Consider the following 15,842-nt stretch of genomic DNA (forward strand, 5'->3'; position numbering starts at 1 on the left):
TCGGATAAACGAACGACGCAGTACGTGCTTGACGCACCGCGTCGCTCATTGGGACAGTCACACAGATTGAATCAGGAACGCTTTGATTATCGCACGGGCATTCTGGCGTCGCCCTCCGAGGTTGACGCCGCCGAATGGAACACCCTCCTCGCGCAGCAGACGCAACCCACGCCGTTTCTGCGGCATGAGTTCCTGAGCGCGCTGCACGCGACCCGTTGCGCAGTCGCGGACACCGGCTGGGCGCCGCAATTCGTCACGCTGACCGACCCGCTCACGGGCAAGCTCGCCGCGGCCGCGCCGGTTTATCTGAAGGGCCACTCATACGGCGAGTACGTGTTCGACTGGGCCTGGGCCGACGCCTATAAGCGCAACGGCTTGCCCTACTACCCGAAGCTGCTGTGCGCCGTGCCGTTCACGCCGGTGCAAGGCAACCGCCTGCTCGCCGCCGATTCGCACGCGTTGCGCCACCTTGCCGCGACGTTGATGGCGTTCGCCGAGCAGGCCGACGTGTCGTCGCTGCATGTGCTCTTTCCGACCGAAACCGAAGCCAACGCGCTCACCGAGATGGGCATGATGCAGCGCGAAGGCGTGCAGTTTCATTGGCTGAACGACGGCTATCGCGACTTCGACGATTTCCTTTCGACGCTCGAACAGAAGAAGCGCAAGAACATCCGCGCGGAACGCCGCAAAGTCCACGACGCCGGCATCACGATGCGCCGTATTCGCGGCGAAGACATTCAGGACGCGGACTGGCGCTTCTTCAGCAAGTGCTATCGGCAGACTTATCGCGAGCACTTTTCGACGCCGTATCTGAACCTCGATTTTTTCCGCATGATCGGCGCGTCGATGCCGGAGAATCTGCTGCTCGTGATCGCCGAGTACGAAGGCAAGCCGATCGCGAGTTCGCTCGTCGTGTATCAGCGCGATGCGAAAACCGGCGGCACGCTGTACGGCCGTTACTGGGGCGCGCTCGAACATGTGCCCTGTCTGCACTTCGAGACCGCGTACTATCAGCCGCTCGAGTTCTGCATCGAAGAAAAGCTCGGGGCATTCGAAGGCGGCGCGCAAGGCGAACACAAAATGGCGCGCGGCTTCCTGCCCACAGTGACGCGCTCGGCGCACTGGCTCGCGCATCCCGCTTTCGCCGATGCGGTCGGCCACTTCCTCGACAACGAAAAGAACAGCATCCACGCTTATGTGGACGAGCTGCGCGAACACAATCCGTTCAAAGGCTGACGCGTCCGTGGCGTGGTTTCTCTATCTGCTCGAATGCTCGGACGGCAGCGTCTACACCGGCATTGCGACCGACGTCGACGCGCGTTTCGAAAAGCACGTCAGCGGCGCCGGCGCGCGCTATACGCGCTCGCGCAAGCCGGTGCGCGTGCTGGCATCGTTCGAACTGGCGGATCGTTCGAGCGCGTCGCGCGCCGAGTATTGGGTGAAGCGCTTGACGCCCGCGCAGAAGCGGACGCTGGCGGCGGGTGGGCGGACGCTCGAGTCGGTGATGCCGGAGCCTGAGCCGGCTCTGGATGATGATGAAGTCGAAGGCGACGCGGCGTGAACGGCGTGCGTTCGCTGATCAGTTGGCGGTGACTGTGCCACCGTCAGCCACGCTTCATTAACGCCCAATCACCCCCGCGCTTCGCGCATCCGCTCCGTCAGCAAGCGCTGCATCAACGCAAGCTCGCCCACTGCATCCGCTTCGAGCGATGTCAAACGTTCGCGCGCCGGCAACTCATGCCGCAGCGGCACGATCGCGCGATTCAGCGACGCCTCGATGTCCGCGCTCACCGCCTCCACCCACGCGCGAAGCTCGGCGTGCACATCGTGAGCTTCACGCCGGTTCGCGCTCAAGCGCAACTGCGTCGCCGTGCCCGCCATCTTGCGCAGCACGCTCAGCACCGTCAGCGTGACCGTGTCGACCATCGAGTGCTCCAGCTTTTCGAGGCGAATCCGTGCGATCGCCTCTTCGGCGTTATTGCTGCCGAGGCCCGCCGCCCTGCGCAGGCGCTCCATATCCTTTTCCGTGCGACGCGGCGATTCGAGCGCGGCAAGCAGATACGCCAGATTGGCGCGCACGGCGTCGCCGAGATACGCGCGGTAATCGGTTTTCTCGCGCGTCGGCCATAGATAGAACGTGGCGAACAGCGCGAGCACGCAGCCGAGCACATTGTTGCCGAGCCGCGTGAGCGCATACGCGATCTCGCTCGCGCCGGGCGTCGCGAAGTCGGCCACGAGCACGAACGTCGGCGTGAGGAACAACACGAACAAGCTGTAGCTGACGGGGCGCAAGGCCATCGTCGCCATCACCAGCGGAAAGACTGCGAGCGAAATGCCGAGCGGCGAATGAATCGCATAGCCGATGCCCGCCGCCAGCACACCGCCGACAATGCTGCCCGCCGCGCGCTCGATGCTGCGCGGCCAGGTCGCGGCAATCGAAGGTTGCAAGATCAGCAGCGTCGCCATGGTCGCCCAATAGCCGAACGGCAAGCCGAGCACGCGGATCACGACAAAGCCCGCGGTCGTCGTGACGCCGACGCGCGCCGCATGGCGCAAGCCGACCGACTCCAGCGACAGGTTTGCCTTCAGCGTCGACCAGACCCGCGCCAACGTGATCGCGACACTCCCTAAGAAATGCGGCGGCGCCTGTACCGGCGTGAAGTCGACGAGTTCGAAGTCGGACTTCAGCTTGACCGGCTCCATCAGCGCGGTTTCAAGACGCCGCGCGAGCCGGCGCAAGCGCAACTGCAATTTCACGAGATGCGTCCAGCGCGCTTCGTTCGCATCGGCGCCGATGTTGCGCAGCGTCTCGCCCAGCGCCGTGAGCAAACGTGCCGCGCGTCTGATGTGGCGAGCGTGGTGTTCGTCGCCGGGCATTTTTTCGCACGCGCCCGAGACGGCGATCAGATACGCGAACAACGCCTCGCCTTCCGTCAGCAAGCCGAGCAGCGCGTCGTAGGTCTCGCGCGCGGCGGTTCGCGTCGGCGGCACGCGCGCCAGCGCCTTGCGCGAGCGCTCCAGCGCCGCGCGCGCATCGGCGCGAAACTGCGCCGCATGCGTCGCCCATTCGCGCGGCGTGCTGCGCTGTTCAAGCAGACGGGCGCTGTCGAACGCAATATCCGCGAGCCGCAGATACACCGTGCGCAACGAAGCGCGGCTTGCGCCAAACGGCTGAATGCGCCACACGGTCAGGCTCAACGCGACCGCGAACAGGCAGCCGATCAGATAGACGCCGAGAAACGCGAGCCCTTCGCGGACGTCGTGCATCGGCCGGTCGACCATGACGACGCAGGCGGTCGCGGCGAGAATCGTCACTTGCGAGGTCGCCGCGCCCCAGATGCGGCCGAACGCGCCAAGGCTCGTGAAGACGAGGACTGCGAGCGCGGCAACCACCGTGCCGCTCGCCGACGCGAAAGCGGTGAGCCCGCCGCATGCGGTGGAGAGCAGCGCGAAGCCCATCATCGATGCAAAGCGGGCGCGGTTTGAACCGGCGGCATCGGCGAGACAGGTCCAGAATGCGCCGATCGCGGCCCACGCGAAGACCGGATCGTGCAGCAAGTTGCCGAGCGCGAGCATCGCCGTCGATGCGCACGCGGCGCGCAAGCCTTCGGAGAGACTGGCCTCGCTGGCGGAGAACGACACCATCCACACCGGCCGCTTGCGATAGATCGCCGTGGCGATCGCATACAGCCGGTTCGACCAGCGAGGCAAGGAACGCGGCGTAGTGGACTTGCGGTTCGTCATCCGGACAGTGGGCTCCTGAGGCGGCGTGTGGCTGGGCAATGGCAGATTGGGCCGCGGTCGGGACAATCCGCCGCGGTCACAAATCATAAGGGTTTATACCTGGATATAAAAATGGCTTCGGTTCATCCGCGCGATGCAGTTGGGCTATACGAGCGCGCCGCGAGTGCAATTGCCAATAAAAAACCGCGCGGCCCGTTCGGGCTCGCGCGGTTTTGCGCACCTGGCTGGCGTCTGGCGTCTTACTTGGCGGGCCGATGATTCGATCTCATCGACGCGCTAAAGCCATTTACTTCTTGTAGTTCGCCACGCCTTCGCTGATTTCCTTGTGCGCGGCTTCCATGTCGGCCCAGCCTTCGACCTTCACCCACTTGCCCTTCTCCAGCGCCTTGTATTGCTCGAAGAAGTGCTTGATCTGGTCCTTCAGGTAGGCCGGCACGTCGTCGATCGACTTCAGGCTTGCGGTCATCGGGCAGATCTTGTCGTGCGGCACCGCAATCAGCTTCGCGTCCACGCCCGATTCGTCGGTCATTTGCAGCATGCCGAGCGCGCGGGCGCGAACCACCGAGCCTGCCAGCAGCGGAAACGGCGTGATCACCAGCACGTCGACCGGGTCGCCGTCGCCCGACAGCGTCTGCGGAATGAAGCCGTAGTTTGCCGGATAGCGCATGCCGGTGCTGATGAAACGGTCGACGACGAGCAGGCCCAGGTCCTTGTCGGCTTCGTACTTCACCGGGTCGCTTTGCGCCGGGATTTCGATGATGACGTTGAAATCTTGCGGAAGGTCTTTCCCTGCGGGGACGTTATTGAAGCTCATGAGCGCTCTCTGGTCAGATGGAATTCGGAGCACGGCATGCGGCGCGTGGCCCGAGGCGATGCATGATGAAACTCGCCCCGAACGCGAGCGCTGCGGCCGGACAGTGCGGAATGCGCCATTATAGCCAATCGGCCGATGGCATCCGTCGGCGGATCGGCGCGATAATCATCAGGCGTCGCTCGATTGTGCCTCTCGTTTATGAACACCGCGTAACGGCGTTCGTTCAGCGTTCCGTCGAACTTCTGTGGAACGTGCGCCGGTTGCGGACATGTCAAGGAGTCTGCATGGAAGAAGCCCGACACTTCATCGGCGGCGAGTGGGCCGCTGCTTCAGGCGGCGAGACCATCGCCGTGCTCGATCCCTCGGACGGCCAGCCGTTCACGCAACTCGCGCGCGGCACAGCGGCGGACATCGACGCCGCCGTGCACGCCGCGCGCCGCGCGTTCGAAGGTGCATGGGGCGCGGCGAGCGCGGCCGAACGCGGACGCGTGCTGTACCGGCTGTCGATGCTCGTCGCCGCGCATCAGGAAGAACTGGCGCAGCTCGAAGCACGCGATACCGGCAAGCCGCTCAAGCAGGCGCGCGCCGATTCGGCTGCGCTCGTGCGCTACTTCGAGTTCTACGCGGGCGCGGCCGACAAGCTGCATGGCGAGACGCTGCCCTACCAGGCCGGCTACACGGTGATGACGATCCGCGAGCCGCACGGCGTGACCGGCCACATCGTGCCGTGGAATTATCCGATGCAGATTTTCGGGCGCAGCGTGGGCGCGGCGCTCGCGGCGGGCAATGCGTGCGTCGTCAAGCCCGCCGAAGACGCGTGCCTTTCGGTGCTGCGCGTCGCCGAACTGGCGGCCGAAGCGGGCCTGCCCGCAGGCGCGCTCAATGTCGTCACCGGTTATGGACACGACGCGGGAGCGGCGCTCGCGCGTCATCCGGGCATCGATCATATTTCGTTCACCGGCTCGCCCGAAACCGGCAAGCTCGTCACGCAAATGGCCGCCGAGAACCACGTGCCCGTCACGCTCGAGCTGGGCGGCAAGTCCCCGCAAATCGTTTTCGCCGACGCGGACCTCGACGCCGCGCTGCCCGTGCTCGTTTCCGCGATCGTGCAGAACGCCGGGCAAACCTGTTCGGCGGGCAGCCGCGTGCTGATCGACCGCGGGATTTACGAGCCGCTGCTCGACCGGCTGAGCGGCGCGTTCAACGCGCTGCGCGTCGGTCCGTCGCATGCGGATCTGGATTGCGGCCCGCTCATCAACGCGAAACAGCAGCAGCGCGTGTGGGACTTTCTGTCCGACGCGCAGCATGACGGCATCGCGATGGCCGCGCACGGCGAAGTGATTCCCGAGGCGCCGGAAAGCGGCTTCTATCAGGCGCCCACGTTGTTGCGCGACGTGCCCGCGAGCCACCGCCTTGCCCGCGACGAAGTATTCGGCCCCGTGCTCGCCGCCATGTCCTTCAGCGACGAAGACGAAGCGCTCGCGCTCGCCAACGGCACGCAATACGGCCTGGTGGCCGGCATCTGGACACGCGACGGCGCGCGCCAGATGCGTCTCGCGCGGCGTCTGCGCTCGGGCCAGGTGTTCATCAACAACTATGGCGCGGGCGGCGGCGTCGAATTGCCGTTTGGCGGCGTCAAGCATTCGGGCCACGGACGCGAGAAAGGATTCGAGGCGCTGTATGGCTTTACGGTGCTGAAGACGATTGCGATCCGGCACGGCTAGTTCGTGTCTCTGCATGCCCCGACTTACGCATCAACATCTACGACAAACAATGGAGACATCATGCGGTTGACAGGTAAAACGGCCATCGTCACGGGTGGCGGCTCGGGTTTCGGCGAAGGCATCGCGAAGACCTACGCGCGCGAGGGCGCGAACGTCGTCGTCAACGATCTCAACGGCCCCGCCGCCGAGCGCGTCGCGAGCGAAATTGCGCTGGCGGGCGGCAAGGCGATTGCAGTGACGGGCAACGTCGCGCAACGCGAGGACTGGCAAAAGCTGCGCGAGGCGGCGCTCGAAGACTTCGGCAGCGTGCAGATCGTCGTCAACAATGCGGGCACCACGCATCGCAACAAGCCGGTGCTCGAAGTGACCGAAGCCGAGTTCGACCGCGTGTACGCGGTGAACGTCAAGAGCATCTACTGGAGCGTGCAGGAGTTCGTGCCGTATTTCCGCGAGCAAGGCGGCGGCAGCTTCATCAATATCGCGTCGACGGCGGGCGTGCGGCCGCGCCCTGGACTCGTCTGGTACAACGGCAGCAAGGGCGCGGTGATCATCGCGAGCAAGTCGCTGGCGGTGGAACTCGGGCCGGACCGCATCCGCGTGAATTGCGTGAATCCGGTGATCGGCGAAACGGCTTTGCTGTCCGAATTCATGGGCGTCGAAGATACGCCTGAGAACCGCAAGCGCTTTCTCGCGGGCATTCCGCTCGGACGCTTTTCGACGCCGCAGGACATTGCGAACGCCGCGCTCTATCTGGCTTCGGACGAAGCGGAGTTCATCACCGGCGTGTGTCTGGAAGTGGATGGCGGGCGCTGCGTGTAGTCGTGGCTCTGGCGTTGGGTTTGGCGTTGGTGGCGTTGCCCTGAGCAAGCGCCGTTCACGTACGGCGCTTGCCGGGCTCAGTGTTTTCCCCCGGTATCTAATTGACGTGCGAGCCGCGCCGCACGGCTAGAATCGATCGACGCGGCACTTCAATTCCACAAGAAAAGAGGAGACACCATGGCTAGTCCCGCAGATCCGCTCCACCATCCCGGCGCGGGTGCGCCGCCTTCCACGTTCGAAGAGGCGACCTATCGCAAGGTCAACTGGCGGCTCGCGCCGCTCCTGATGCTCTGCTACGTGGTCGCGTATCTCGACCGCGTGAACGTCGGCTTCGCGAAGCTGCAAATGACGAGCGACCTCGGCCTGAGCGATGCGGTTTATGGCTTTGGCGCAGGCATTTTCTTCGTCGGCTACTTTTTCTTCGAGATCCCAAGCAATGTGATTTTGCACAAGGTGGGCGCGCGCGTGTGGATTGCGCGGATCATGGTGTCGTGGGGCGTGATCTCCATGCTGACCATGTTCGTCACCACGCCGACCATGTTCTACGTGATGCGCTTTCTGCTCGGTATTGCCGAAGCGGGTTTCTTTCCCGGCATCATTCTGTATCTCACCTACTGGTATCCGTCGCATCGGCGCGGACGCATGACGACGTGGTTCATGACGGCGATTGCGCTCTCGGGAGTGATCGGCGGGCCGGTGTCGGGCTATATCCTGAAGACGTTCAATGGCGTGAACGGTTGGCACGGCTGGCAGTGGCTGTTTCTGCTCGAAGGGCTGCCGTCGGTGCTGGTGGGCATTCTGGTTTTCGTCGCACTCGATGATCGTATTTCGAAGGCCAAGTGGCTGACCGACGAAGAAAAGGAACTGCTGCAGCGCCACGTTTCCGCGGAAGAAGCGACCAAGCACGACATGCCGATTCGCCAGGTGCTGACGAGCGGCCGCGTGCTGATGCTTAGCCTCACTTACTTTTCGTTCGTGATGGGTTTGTATGGCGTGAGCTTCTGGCTGCCGACGATCATTAAGGCGACTGGCGTGACGGATGCGTTCGCGATCGGCCTGCTCTCCGCGATTCCGTTCGCGGCGGCGGTGGTGGCGATGGTGCTGGTTGCGCGCAGCGCGGACCGCATGCGGGAGCGTCGCTGGCATATTGCGTTGCCGGCGTTTGCGGGAGCCGTTGGACTGGTGCTTTCGGTGGTGTACACGCACAACACCGTGCTCGCGATGGCTTCTCTCACGCTTGCGACGATGGGCATTCTCACTACGTTGCCGCTGTTCTGGAGTTTGCCGACGGCGATTCTTGCGGGAACGGGTGCCGCGGCCGGGATTGCGATGATTAATTCGATTGGCAATCTTGCGGGGTTTTTGAGTCCGTATGCGGTGGGGTGGTTGAAGCAGGCGACTGCGGCTAATGATTCGGGGATGTATATGCTGGCGGCGTTTCTGGTTCTTGGGGGACTGCTGGCGATTAGTGTGCCCGCGAGGATGGTTAATCGGTGAGTGGTTGAGTGATGGGACAAGCCTCGGCGGTTATGTGCCGCTGGGGCTTTATGCTGTTACAAAACGCGATGTCGTCGAGTTCACGGTATTGCCCCCGACGAACCATAGGTCTCTGTACGTTTACCTTGGTTTATACGCTTTCGAGGGCGCACATGAGATACGGCAAAGAGTTTTTCGACCTGCAACTTCGCTTTGCGCGCGTGGTCGCTGCGCTGGCAGCGATACCGTTGGAGCAAGCACTTCTCGACTATACAAACTTGTCCGTGCGCTTCGGGCTGGGCCGAGCGTTCGATCAGGACCACCCGACGTGGCGCCGATATATACAAGGATTAAGCCAAACCACGCACGCGAGCGACTGGACATATAGCTTTTATCTCGCCCATGCGCAGGCAGGCAGAGAGACGCCGTTGGTGGCGACATTCGGCTGCTTTTCGTATGCAACACCGGATAGCCAATCCATACGCTTGCACTTTCAGAACACCGATGCCGCGACCGTCTCGCCGTTGAGCATTGATCGGCTGCCGATGCGGCTTTCCGAACTTCAGGCGCTATTCGATCACGTACGCAGATACGAACCAGAGGCCGAAAGCGTACTCGGGACTTCGTGGCTCCATAACCTCCGGGCCTATCAGCGACTCTTTCCGGAAGCGTATATCGCAAGCGCTACGGTTGCGGACAAGCGCTTTCGTAACATGTCCTTATGGGGCCAATTTCTCGACCGCAACGGAGGATTGAAAGTTGGCTTTACTGAGGAATTTTTGCGCAGGCTTTCGAAGACAACGACAGTGAGAGAACTCGCATCCTGCTTTCCGCTTCAAGCATTGGCTGTCAGCGCGCCGATCACTCAATTTCATACGTTCTACGACAGCGCAATGTGATCGTCACCGACCGCGTCAACGTTGTCATCGAAATCGGCGAGCCCAACGGTAGCCTCATTTCGCGAATCGCCAATCACGCCCATGAGCCACGTGCGCAGCGCCACCACCTTCGCGCAGTTGGCGAGATCATGCGGCGAGACGAGATAAAACGCGCGGTCGGTTATGACCGACTTGCCAAACGGCGCGATAAGGCGGCCGGCGCGCAAGTCGTCCTCCACGTAAGCACGCCGCCCGATGCACACGCCGTGACCCTCTACCGCGGCTTGCACGGCCATCAGCGCGAGATCGAAAGTCAGCCGCGCGCCCCCGCGCAAATTGGTTGGCAGCTTGGCCGCGTCGAGCCAGATGCTCCAATCGTTGCTTGTCACGCCGCTCACCTGCAATAGCGTGTGATGAGCGAGATTGTCGACGCTCGTGAGTGGATGACTGCCCGTCAGCAGCTTTGGACTGCATACCGGGAAGATCTCGTCGTCCATCAGCCGGTCAACGCGCAGCCCTTTCCATTCGCCGCTGCCGTAACGAATTGCCGCGTCCGCGCCACCGGCCACGAAATCGATCAAGTCAGTAGAAGCGCTCAGGCGAATGTCGATATCGGGATGCTTAAGACGAAATGACCCCAAGCGTGGCAGCAGCCATTTAGATGCGAACGTGGCAAGCGTGGAAATGGTGAGCGTACTCTTGTTGGAGCCTTCGAGCAGTTGCTCGGTGGAGAAGCGTAACTGCTCAAACGCGAGGCTCACTCCCTGCAAATAGGCCTGCCCCGACGCAGTCAATTCCAGGCGCTCCTTGAAGCGATGAAACAGGCGGATGCCCAGTTCATCCTCGAGACGCCGTATCTGATGGCTAACCGCCGTCTGCGTCACATTCAGTTCGGCGGCCGCCTTGGTGAAGCTCATATGACGCGCGGCACATTCGAATACTTTCAAGCCGTTCAGTGAGGGAAGTTTCCCCGCCATTGCATTGCACCGTGTATAGCAAACCTGTAGACAGACCACGCTCGTTAAGCGGTCGATTCGGCATCTCGCTGCCGTCATGACAATTTCTCATATCGTAGCAGGCGAGATGTCGTTTGCCAGGAGACCAGCTTGTTGCGATGCTTCGCGCTCGATCTGACCGCAACAGAAGGACCTAACTCATGAAACTCTATTTCGCCGCCAATGCGTGCTCTCTGTCGCCGCATATCGTTCTGCGCGAACTCGGCCTGCCGTTCGAACTGGTCCGCGTCAACAACAAGACGAAGCAGACGTCCGAGGGCCGCAGTTTCCTCGACGTGAACCCGAAGGGCTATGTCGCCGCGCTCGTACTCGACAACGGCGAAGTGCTCACCGAAGGGCCGGCGATTCTTCAGTACCTGGCGGACCTGAAACCGGAGAAGATGCTCGCGCCGGCGAACGGCACCTGGGAACGTGTGCGACTCCAGGAAACGCTGAACTTCATCACGTCGGAAATTCACGCTGGCTGCGCCCCGCTGTTTAGCAGCGAGATTCCTGGGAGCGTGAAGGACATCGTCAAAGAGAAGTTCTATAAGCGCCTCGACAATCTCGACGCCACGCTTTCGCGCAAAGACTACTTGCACGACGAGTTCGGCGTGGCCGACGCCTATCTGTACACGGTGCTGTCGTGGCTGCCGATATTCTCGATAGACATCAAGCGCTGGCCGGCACTCGCACGCTTTCAGGACCGCATTGGCGCACGCCGTTCAACTCGAGCCGCGTTGGCAGCCGAGGAAGCCGCGCCCGCGGTCTAAAGCTACGCGAGAGCGACAGTATCGCGATCGATCTGCAAATAGCTTGCGCTCTACGATGATGCCTGTTAGAACGTCGGCGATTTCCTATATGAGCGCGGATACAGCGTCCGATCCCAAGCGCGGCATAGAAGGATTGATGACCAGTAGTACCGAGAGAGAGATAAAAATGCAGCTTCAGTCAAACTACGCCAAGACGTTTAGATGCGTTCGGCAGAATGAAAGGCGCTTGCCTTATGACATTGGTTATCACCTCATTCAGCGCGACGACGGTACCTTCATCTATGGCTTTGAAATCGTACAGGAGAAGGGCAATGGTCGCCTCGCAAGCGGCGCGACTACGCTTGACTTCCGGGGATCGCTCGAAGAGGCGGAACGATACCTCGTAAACAAGCTGGAGCTGATAGTCGAGGGTTTGCCGGAGTCGTGGGAATCGGACCGATACAAGAACCGCAAGGAAACGGACGAGAGTGCGGTCAAGCATGCCTGGTTGATACGAAGTATCTTTGGTTATTGGCCCAACTTTCACGATGCCGAGGTACTTGAAGTAACCCTGCGCCGGGTGAATGCGAACGGAGCATGGCATACCGATATGGAGCTCGTAATCCGTCATAGTGGACAGGACAATCCGGCATGGAACGGGCATCATGCGCCTTGCAGGATTACATTCTTTCTTGAGGAAGTAGAGGGAAGCGGGTTCACAACTGAAAACGTGTCTGATCCGTCGTGGATTTATGATTTGCGGTTTTCTCACTGCGACGATGGTCGCATCCAGGTCGACCTGAATCCGTCGACAGGTTTGGACATTCTGCTTTACTGCCGTGCTGCAACCGTGACACGTATCGAGCCGTAAGTCATCTCGTCCCCGGGACTTTCCTGCTACCCGCCGCACGGCTCTTCACATGATCGATGAACGCGCGCAGCTTCGGCATGATCTGCCGGCGGCTCGGATAGTAGAGAAACACGCCCGGCATCATCGGTGCGAACCGCTCCAGCACAGCTACCAGTTTCCCGGTTCGCAGTCCTTCAGCGACCATCGGCTCAGGCAGTTGGGCAAGGCCTATGCCTTCGACGGCCGCGCCGAGCATCGTGGGGAAATCATGGGCGATGAAAGGGCCGCTTACGGCGATCTCGATCGCGTTGCCGTCGTCGTTGAATGACCACGGCGCCAGCGCGCCGCCGGACCTGCGCCATCGCAAGCACGCGTGCTGACGCAGATCGTCCGTGTGCTCGGGCCGGCTGCGCGCCGCGAAGTATGCAGGGCTGCCGACGACAACAAAACGAAACGGCGGCGTCAACGGCACCGCGACCATGTCGGCGTCGACGAACTGACCGAGCCGTATGCCGGCGTCGAACCCTTCGCTTGCAAGGTCGATCAGCTCGTTGCTTGCGGCGATCTCCACTTCGATCTCGGGATAAGCCTCGCAGAAAGTTGCGATCAAGGGTTCGAGGAGGATCGGCACCACCGCGCGCGGCACTGAAAGACGCAGCAATCCGGTGGGCCGCTGCCCGAGGCCACGCGCAACCTCGCTGGCGGCGACAAGCTCCTCGAAGGCGGGCTTCGCGCGCGCAAGAAATTGTTCGCCGGCTTCAGTCAGTCCGACGCTGCGCGTAGTCCGCATGAAGAGCGCTGCGCCAATGCGTTCTTCCAGTACACGCACCGCCTGGCTGATGGCCGACGGCGTCACGCCGAGTTCCGCGGCTGCCCGGCGAAAACTGCGATGCCGGGCAACGCTCAGAAACGCCTCCACGCCATCCAGCGCGCCCTGCCTGACTGTGAAGATCTGCTTCATAGCCCGTCAACATTGTGAGGAATAGTCGCTCGCGAGTGACGATGGTACACCTATGTCTGTCGACGAGCAGTCGCGCCAACGCCGGCTCGCAAGCCTTCGACAACCCGCCAGGACCGTGGAGAAACCTGCAATGAACGATGCACTGGATGACGTGCGCGGTTACTATCGCGCGACCGGCCTGACCGGGCGGCTGAGGGTCGCCCTCAGTGCCTTTGGACCGGAGGATCAGCCGCTAACACCGCAGCAATTGGCCGCCCTCGACCAGTTTCACACACGCGGTCTTGCCGCCACCGCCGAGCTTGCCGGATTGGCCCGAATCACCGCGGATATGTCGGTGCTGGACGTCGGTTCGGGCGTCGGCGGGCCGGCCCGTTTTCTGGCCGCTACGTATGGTTGCCGCGTGACAGGCATCGACCTCAGCGAGCCGTTCGTGGATGCCGCACGTTATCTCACGCAGCGAACGGGGCAAAGCGAACAGGTGTCGTTCCATACGGCGAGCGCGCTGGAACTTCCCTTCGAAGACGCCCAATTCGACGCCGTATTCCTGCAGCACGTGGCGATGAACATCACCGATCGCGCACGGCTTTACCGGGAGATCGAACGCGTGCTGAAGCCAGGCGGCAGGTTTGCGACGTTCGACGTCGTCGTTGCAAACGGCGGCGAACCACACTACCCCGTGCCTTGGGCACGAACGCCGGCAACAAGTTTTCTCCTGACCGCCGATGCAACGCGCGAGGCGATCGAGCAAGCAGGTCTTCGCACGCTGGCATGGCAAGACGACACCGACACTGCAAAGGCCTGGTTTGCAGAGCTGCGTGCGTCAGGGCCGCCGCCCTCGCCCAATCTCGGCGTGGTGATGGGTCCGGACTTCGCGCAGCTTACGACCAACCTTGGGCGAAATATCCTGGAAGGCCGACTCGGCATACTGACAGCGGTGTTCGAGGCGGCATCCGCGAAGACTGCGCATCACCTGGAGAATGGTCAATGACCGTCGTCCGCGTTCCCGTCGATAGCGTCTCGCCGGGTCCAGCGTGGCGCAGCCTGTTTTGGCTCGTCCCGTTGGTCGCGCTATGGATCGCGTTGATCTATTGGCAGCCGATCATCCCGACCAGCGGCGTTCCGACCACAGTTCATCAGTTGAGTGCTCATGCGCTGATTGCACTAGGTTTGTGGCTCGGCCTCGAAAGCACAGACCTCACGCCGGCCCAACGCCGTGCCACCTGGCTCGCGGTCATGATCCCAGACACGCTTTGGTTCGCTGTCGTCTGGAGCGCGGCGATCAATGGCGCTTTCCGCGCAGGCGTCTCACCATTGCCGTTGTTGCCGTTGGCGATCTTCCTGCCGGTGATGATCGGCGCACCGCTGTTGCTGTTGTCGAAGCGGGTGGGACGCGTGCTCGATGGGATGCCGGCCAGTTGGCTCGTCGCTCTTCAGCTTTACCGCGTATTCGGCAGTTGGGCGCTCGCTGCCTGGCTGCATGGACTGCTGCCAGGCGTCTTCGCGTTGCCGGCGGGAATTGGCGATGTGTTGACCGGCCTGTTCGCCGTGCCGGTGGCAATCGCCGTGGCGAGCGGTGCGAGTCGAGGGCGGAACGCTGCGATCGCCTGGAACCTCTTCGGCCTCGCCGACTTCGCCGTCGCGATTACTTTGGGGATGCTCACCTCGCCCGGCCCGTTGCAGTTGATCCATCCGGCTATGCCGAGCATCGGCGCGGGCGCTTATCCCGACGTGCTGACACCTGCGTTCGTGGTGCCGGGCTCGATCCTGTTGCACGCGTTGTCGCTGCGTCAGTTGATCCGGCGACGCGCCCGCTGATTTGCATCATGGACTTCAATGCGCGAGACAACATCTGACAGGAGGCAACATGCCACCGGAACACATGTTTCCGCGTTCTTTTTGCTGCTGCGCCATCAGCGTAAGGCGGCTCGCAGTTACTCGTCTTTCTGCAAGTCATGACATTGCCGAGGCATTTTCGGTCCGAATCAGCATGGCGCCAATCAACGAATCGCTAAAGAAAATTCGCGTTTTACCGAAATCCAATAAGAACGTTTTTTATCGATGCGGAAATTCATGAACTTGCGATTGAAATCCTGGCTACTGGCCCTCGCACTGAGCGCTGCCTGTGCCGGTATCGTGGCCTACGTCAATCTCATGCTCGTCAACCCAGGGCATGCCCAGCCGCTATGGCTGATGCAGCTGCATATAGTTTGTGCGTTCGTCGGGGCACTAACCGGTACCCGTTTCGTGCAAGGGGCGCCAGCCGCACTGCAGGGACCCACCTCGCGAGCCACGATCGCGCAGGGCGTCGTCGCCGATAACAGAACAGTTACCGTGAATTTCATCGTCCCCGGAAAGAGTGCCTTCTTCTCGACGGGCCGCTGCTTCATGATTCTCTGCTTTGTACTGTGCTTCATGGTGCAGTTCGTCACCGTCGGTGAGCCGTCCGACGACGCGCTGCGCTCGCCGACCGCCCCGGGTCAGCAAATGCGGAAGCTGAGCACGTGAGGCCGATTGGTAAGCCGCGCGAGGAATTGCCGGCGGCAACGGCGGACGTTCCCCGCAGGTCCCGGCTTCAAACGCTCGCTGTCTCCTTGCTCGCATTGGGCATCGCGTCGATCTGCTTCGGACTCTTCGGCCTGATCCAGGCGTTCGACGTTTTTGACGTTGCGATTGCGTTCAAGGTGTGGTTTTTGCGCGCCGTTGTCGCGCTTGTAATCGGCGTGATTGCCGTGCATTTCGGCGGTAAGTGTGTGGAAGCGCTTTAGGGGTGAGCTTAGCGAGCCGCTAGTTCTACTACGTTGAACGACTAGAACACCGCCAAGTCATCCG

The 15,842-nt window shown here is 61.9% G+C and carries 16 protein-coding genes; 12 read left to right on the plus strand and 4 right to left on the minus strand.

From position 1 onward, the window contains the following. The first annotated feature begins 66 nt into the window (after window positions 1–66). Entirely contained in the window at window positions 67–1,236 is a 1,170-nt protein-coding gene (locus C8K18_RS07840) for a GNAT family N-acetyltransferase (RefSeq protein ID WP_107707165.1), read from the plus strand. Between the two features lie 7 nt (window positions 1,237–1,243). After that, complete coding sequence (locus tag C8K18_RS07845) at window positions 1,244–1,561, plus strand: GIY-YIG nuclease family protein (RefSeq protein WP_029970043.1); 318 nt, start codon at window positions 1,244–1,246, stop codon at window positions 1,559–1,561. A gap of 68 nt (window positions 1,562–1,629) precedes the next feature. Here C8K18_RS07845 and C8K18_RS07850 read toward each other — a convergent pair whose 3' ends face one another. Both C8K18_RS07850 and ppa read right to left on the minus strand, forming a co-directional pair. Continuing rightward, window positions 1,630–3,744: an FUSC family protein gene (locus tag C8K18_RS07850; protein WP_107707166.1), complete on the minus strand. Its 2,115-nt coding sequence runs from the start codon at window positions 3,742–3,744 to the stop codon at window positions 1,630–1,632. Window positions 3,745–4,030: 286 nt separating this feature from the next. Beyond that, complete coding sequence (ppa, locus tag C8K18_RS07855; protein WP_006048449.1) at window positions 4,031–4,558, minus strand: inorganic diphosphatase; 528 nt, start codon at window positions 4,556–4,558, stop codon at window positions 4,031–4,033. 284 nt (window positions 4,559–4,842) lie between these two features. Between ppa and C8K18_RS07860 the strand changes: the two genes are divergently transcribed. From C8K18_RS07860 to C8K18_RS07875, 4 genes are all read left to right on the plus strand, one after another. Beyond that, complete coding sequence (locus C8K18_RS07860; RefSeq protein WP_107707355.1) at window positions 4,843–6,282, plus strand: aldehyde dehydrogenase family protein; 1,440 nt, start codon at window positions 4,843–4,845, stop codon at window positions 6,280–6,282. Window positions 6,283–6,342: 60 nt separating this feature from the next. Beyond that, the gene (locus C8K18_RS07865) at window positions 6,343–7,101 is read left to right on the plus strand and encodes an SDR family oxidoreductase (RefSeq protein ID WP_107707167.1); all 759 of its coding nucleotides are present in this window, start codon (window positions 6,343–6,345) and stop codon (window positions 7,099–7,101) included. Window positions 7,102–7,278: 177 nt separating this feature from the next. Continuing rightward, window positions 7,279–8,598, plus strand: coding sequence for an MFS transporter (locus tag C8K18_RS07870; protein ID WP_006048452.1), 1,320 nt, complete (start codon window positions 7,279–7,281; stop codon window positions 8,596–8,598). A gap of 152 nt (window positions 8,599–8,750) precedes the next feature. After that, window positions 8,751–9,476: a hypothetical protein gene (locus tag C8K18_RS07875; RefSeq protein ID WP_107707168.1), complete on the plus strand. Its 726-nt coding sequence runs from the start codon at window positions 8,751–8,753 to the stop codon at window positions 9,474–9,476. Here C8K18_RS07875 and C8K18_RS07880 read toward each other — a convergent pair. Then, window positions 9,458–10,432, minus strand: coding sequence for a transcriptional regulator GcvA (locus tag C8K18_RS07880; protein WP_258196081.1), 975 nt, complete (start codon window positions 10,430–10,432; stop codon window positions 9,458–9,460). The genes C8K18_RS07875 and C8K18_RS07880 overlap by 19 nt on opposite strands. A gap of 179 nt (window positions 10,433–10,611) precedes the next feature. On the opposite strand from C8K18_RS07880, the gene gstA reads away from it, so the two are divergent. Both gstA and C8K18_RS07890 read left to right on the plus strand, forming a co-directional pair. Next, a complete protein-coding gene (gene gstA / locus C8K18_RS07885) occupies window positions 10,612–11,223 on the plus strand; it encodes a glutathione transferase GstA (protein WP_107707170.1) in 612 nt (203 codons plus the stop codon). Window positions 11,224–11,311: 88 nt separating this feature from the next. Continuing rightward, window positions 11,312–12,073 carry an Imm50 family immunity protein gene (locus tag C8K18_RS07890; protein ID WP_165919804.1) on the plus strand — a complete coding sequence of 254 codons (762 nt, stop codon included), beginning with the start codon at window positions 11,312–11,314 and terminating at the stop codon, window positions 12,071–12,073. Window position 12,074: 1 nt separating this feature from the next. Here the strand turns inward: C8K18_RS07890 and C8K18_RS07895 are convergent, their stop codons facing one another. Beyond that, entirely contained in the window at window positions 12,075–13,013 is a 939-nt protein-coding gene (locus C8K18_RS07895; protein WP_029970053.1) for a LysR family transcriptional regulator, read from the minus strand. Between the two features lie 130 nt (window positions 13,014–13,143). Here C8K18_RS07895 and C8K18_RS07900 point away from each other — a divergent pair, with 130 nt between their 5' ends. The 4 genes from C8K18_RS07900 (at window position 13,144) to C8K18_RS07915 (ending at window position 15,778) form a co-directional block, all read left to right on the plus strand. After that, on the plus strand, window positions 13,144–14,001 hold the full coding sequence (locus C8K18_RS07900; protein WP_107707171.1) for a class I SAM-dependent methyltransferase: 858 nt from the start codon (window positions 13,144–13,146) through the stop codon (window positions 13,999–14,001). Further along, window positions 13,998–14,828 (plus strand): MFS transporter, encoded by an 831-nt coding sequence (locus C8K18_RS07905; protein WP_107707172.1) that lies wholly within the window; start codon window positions 13,998–14,000, stop codon window positions 14,826–14,828. Before C8K18_RS07900 ends, C8K18_RS07905 begins: the two co-directional genes overlap by 4 nt. Window positions 14,829–15,083: 255 nt before the next feature. Continuing rightward, a complete protein-coding gene (locus tag C8K18_RS07910; protein WP_107707356.1) occupies window positions 15,084–15,518 on the plus strand; it encodes a hypothetical protein in 435 nt (144 codons plus the stop codon). Further along, window positions 15,515–15,778: a hypothetical protein gene (locus C8K18_RS07915; RefSeq protein WP_258196082.1), complete on the plus strand. Its 264-nt coding sequence runs from the start codon at window positions 15,515–15,517 to the stop codon at window positions 15,776–15,778. Before C8K18_RS07910 ends, C8K18_RS07915 begins: the two co-directional genes overlap by 4 nt. The last annotated feature ends 64 nt before the right edge of the window (window positions 15,779–15,842 follow it).

The sequence above is a fragment of the Paraburkholderia sp. GV068 genome, from assembly GCF_003058125.1.
Lineage (GTDB): Bacteria > Pseudomonadota > Gammaproteobacteria > Burkholderiales > Burkholderiaceae > Paraburkholderia > Paraburkholderia graminis.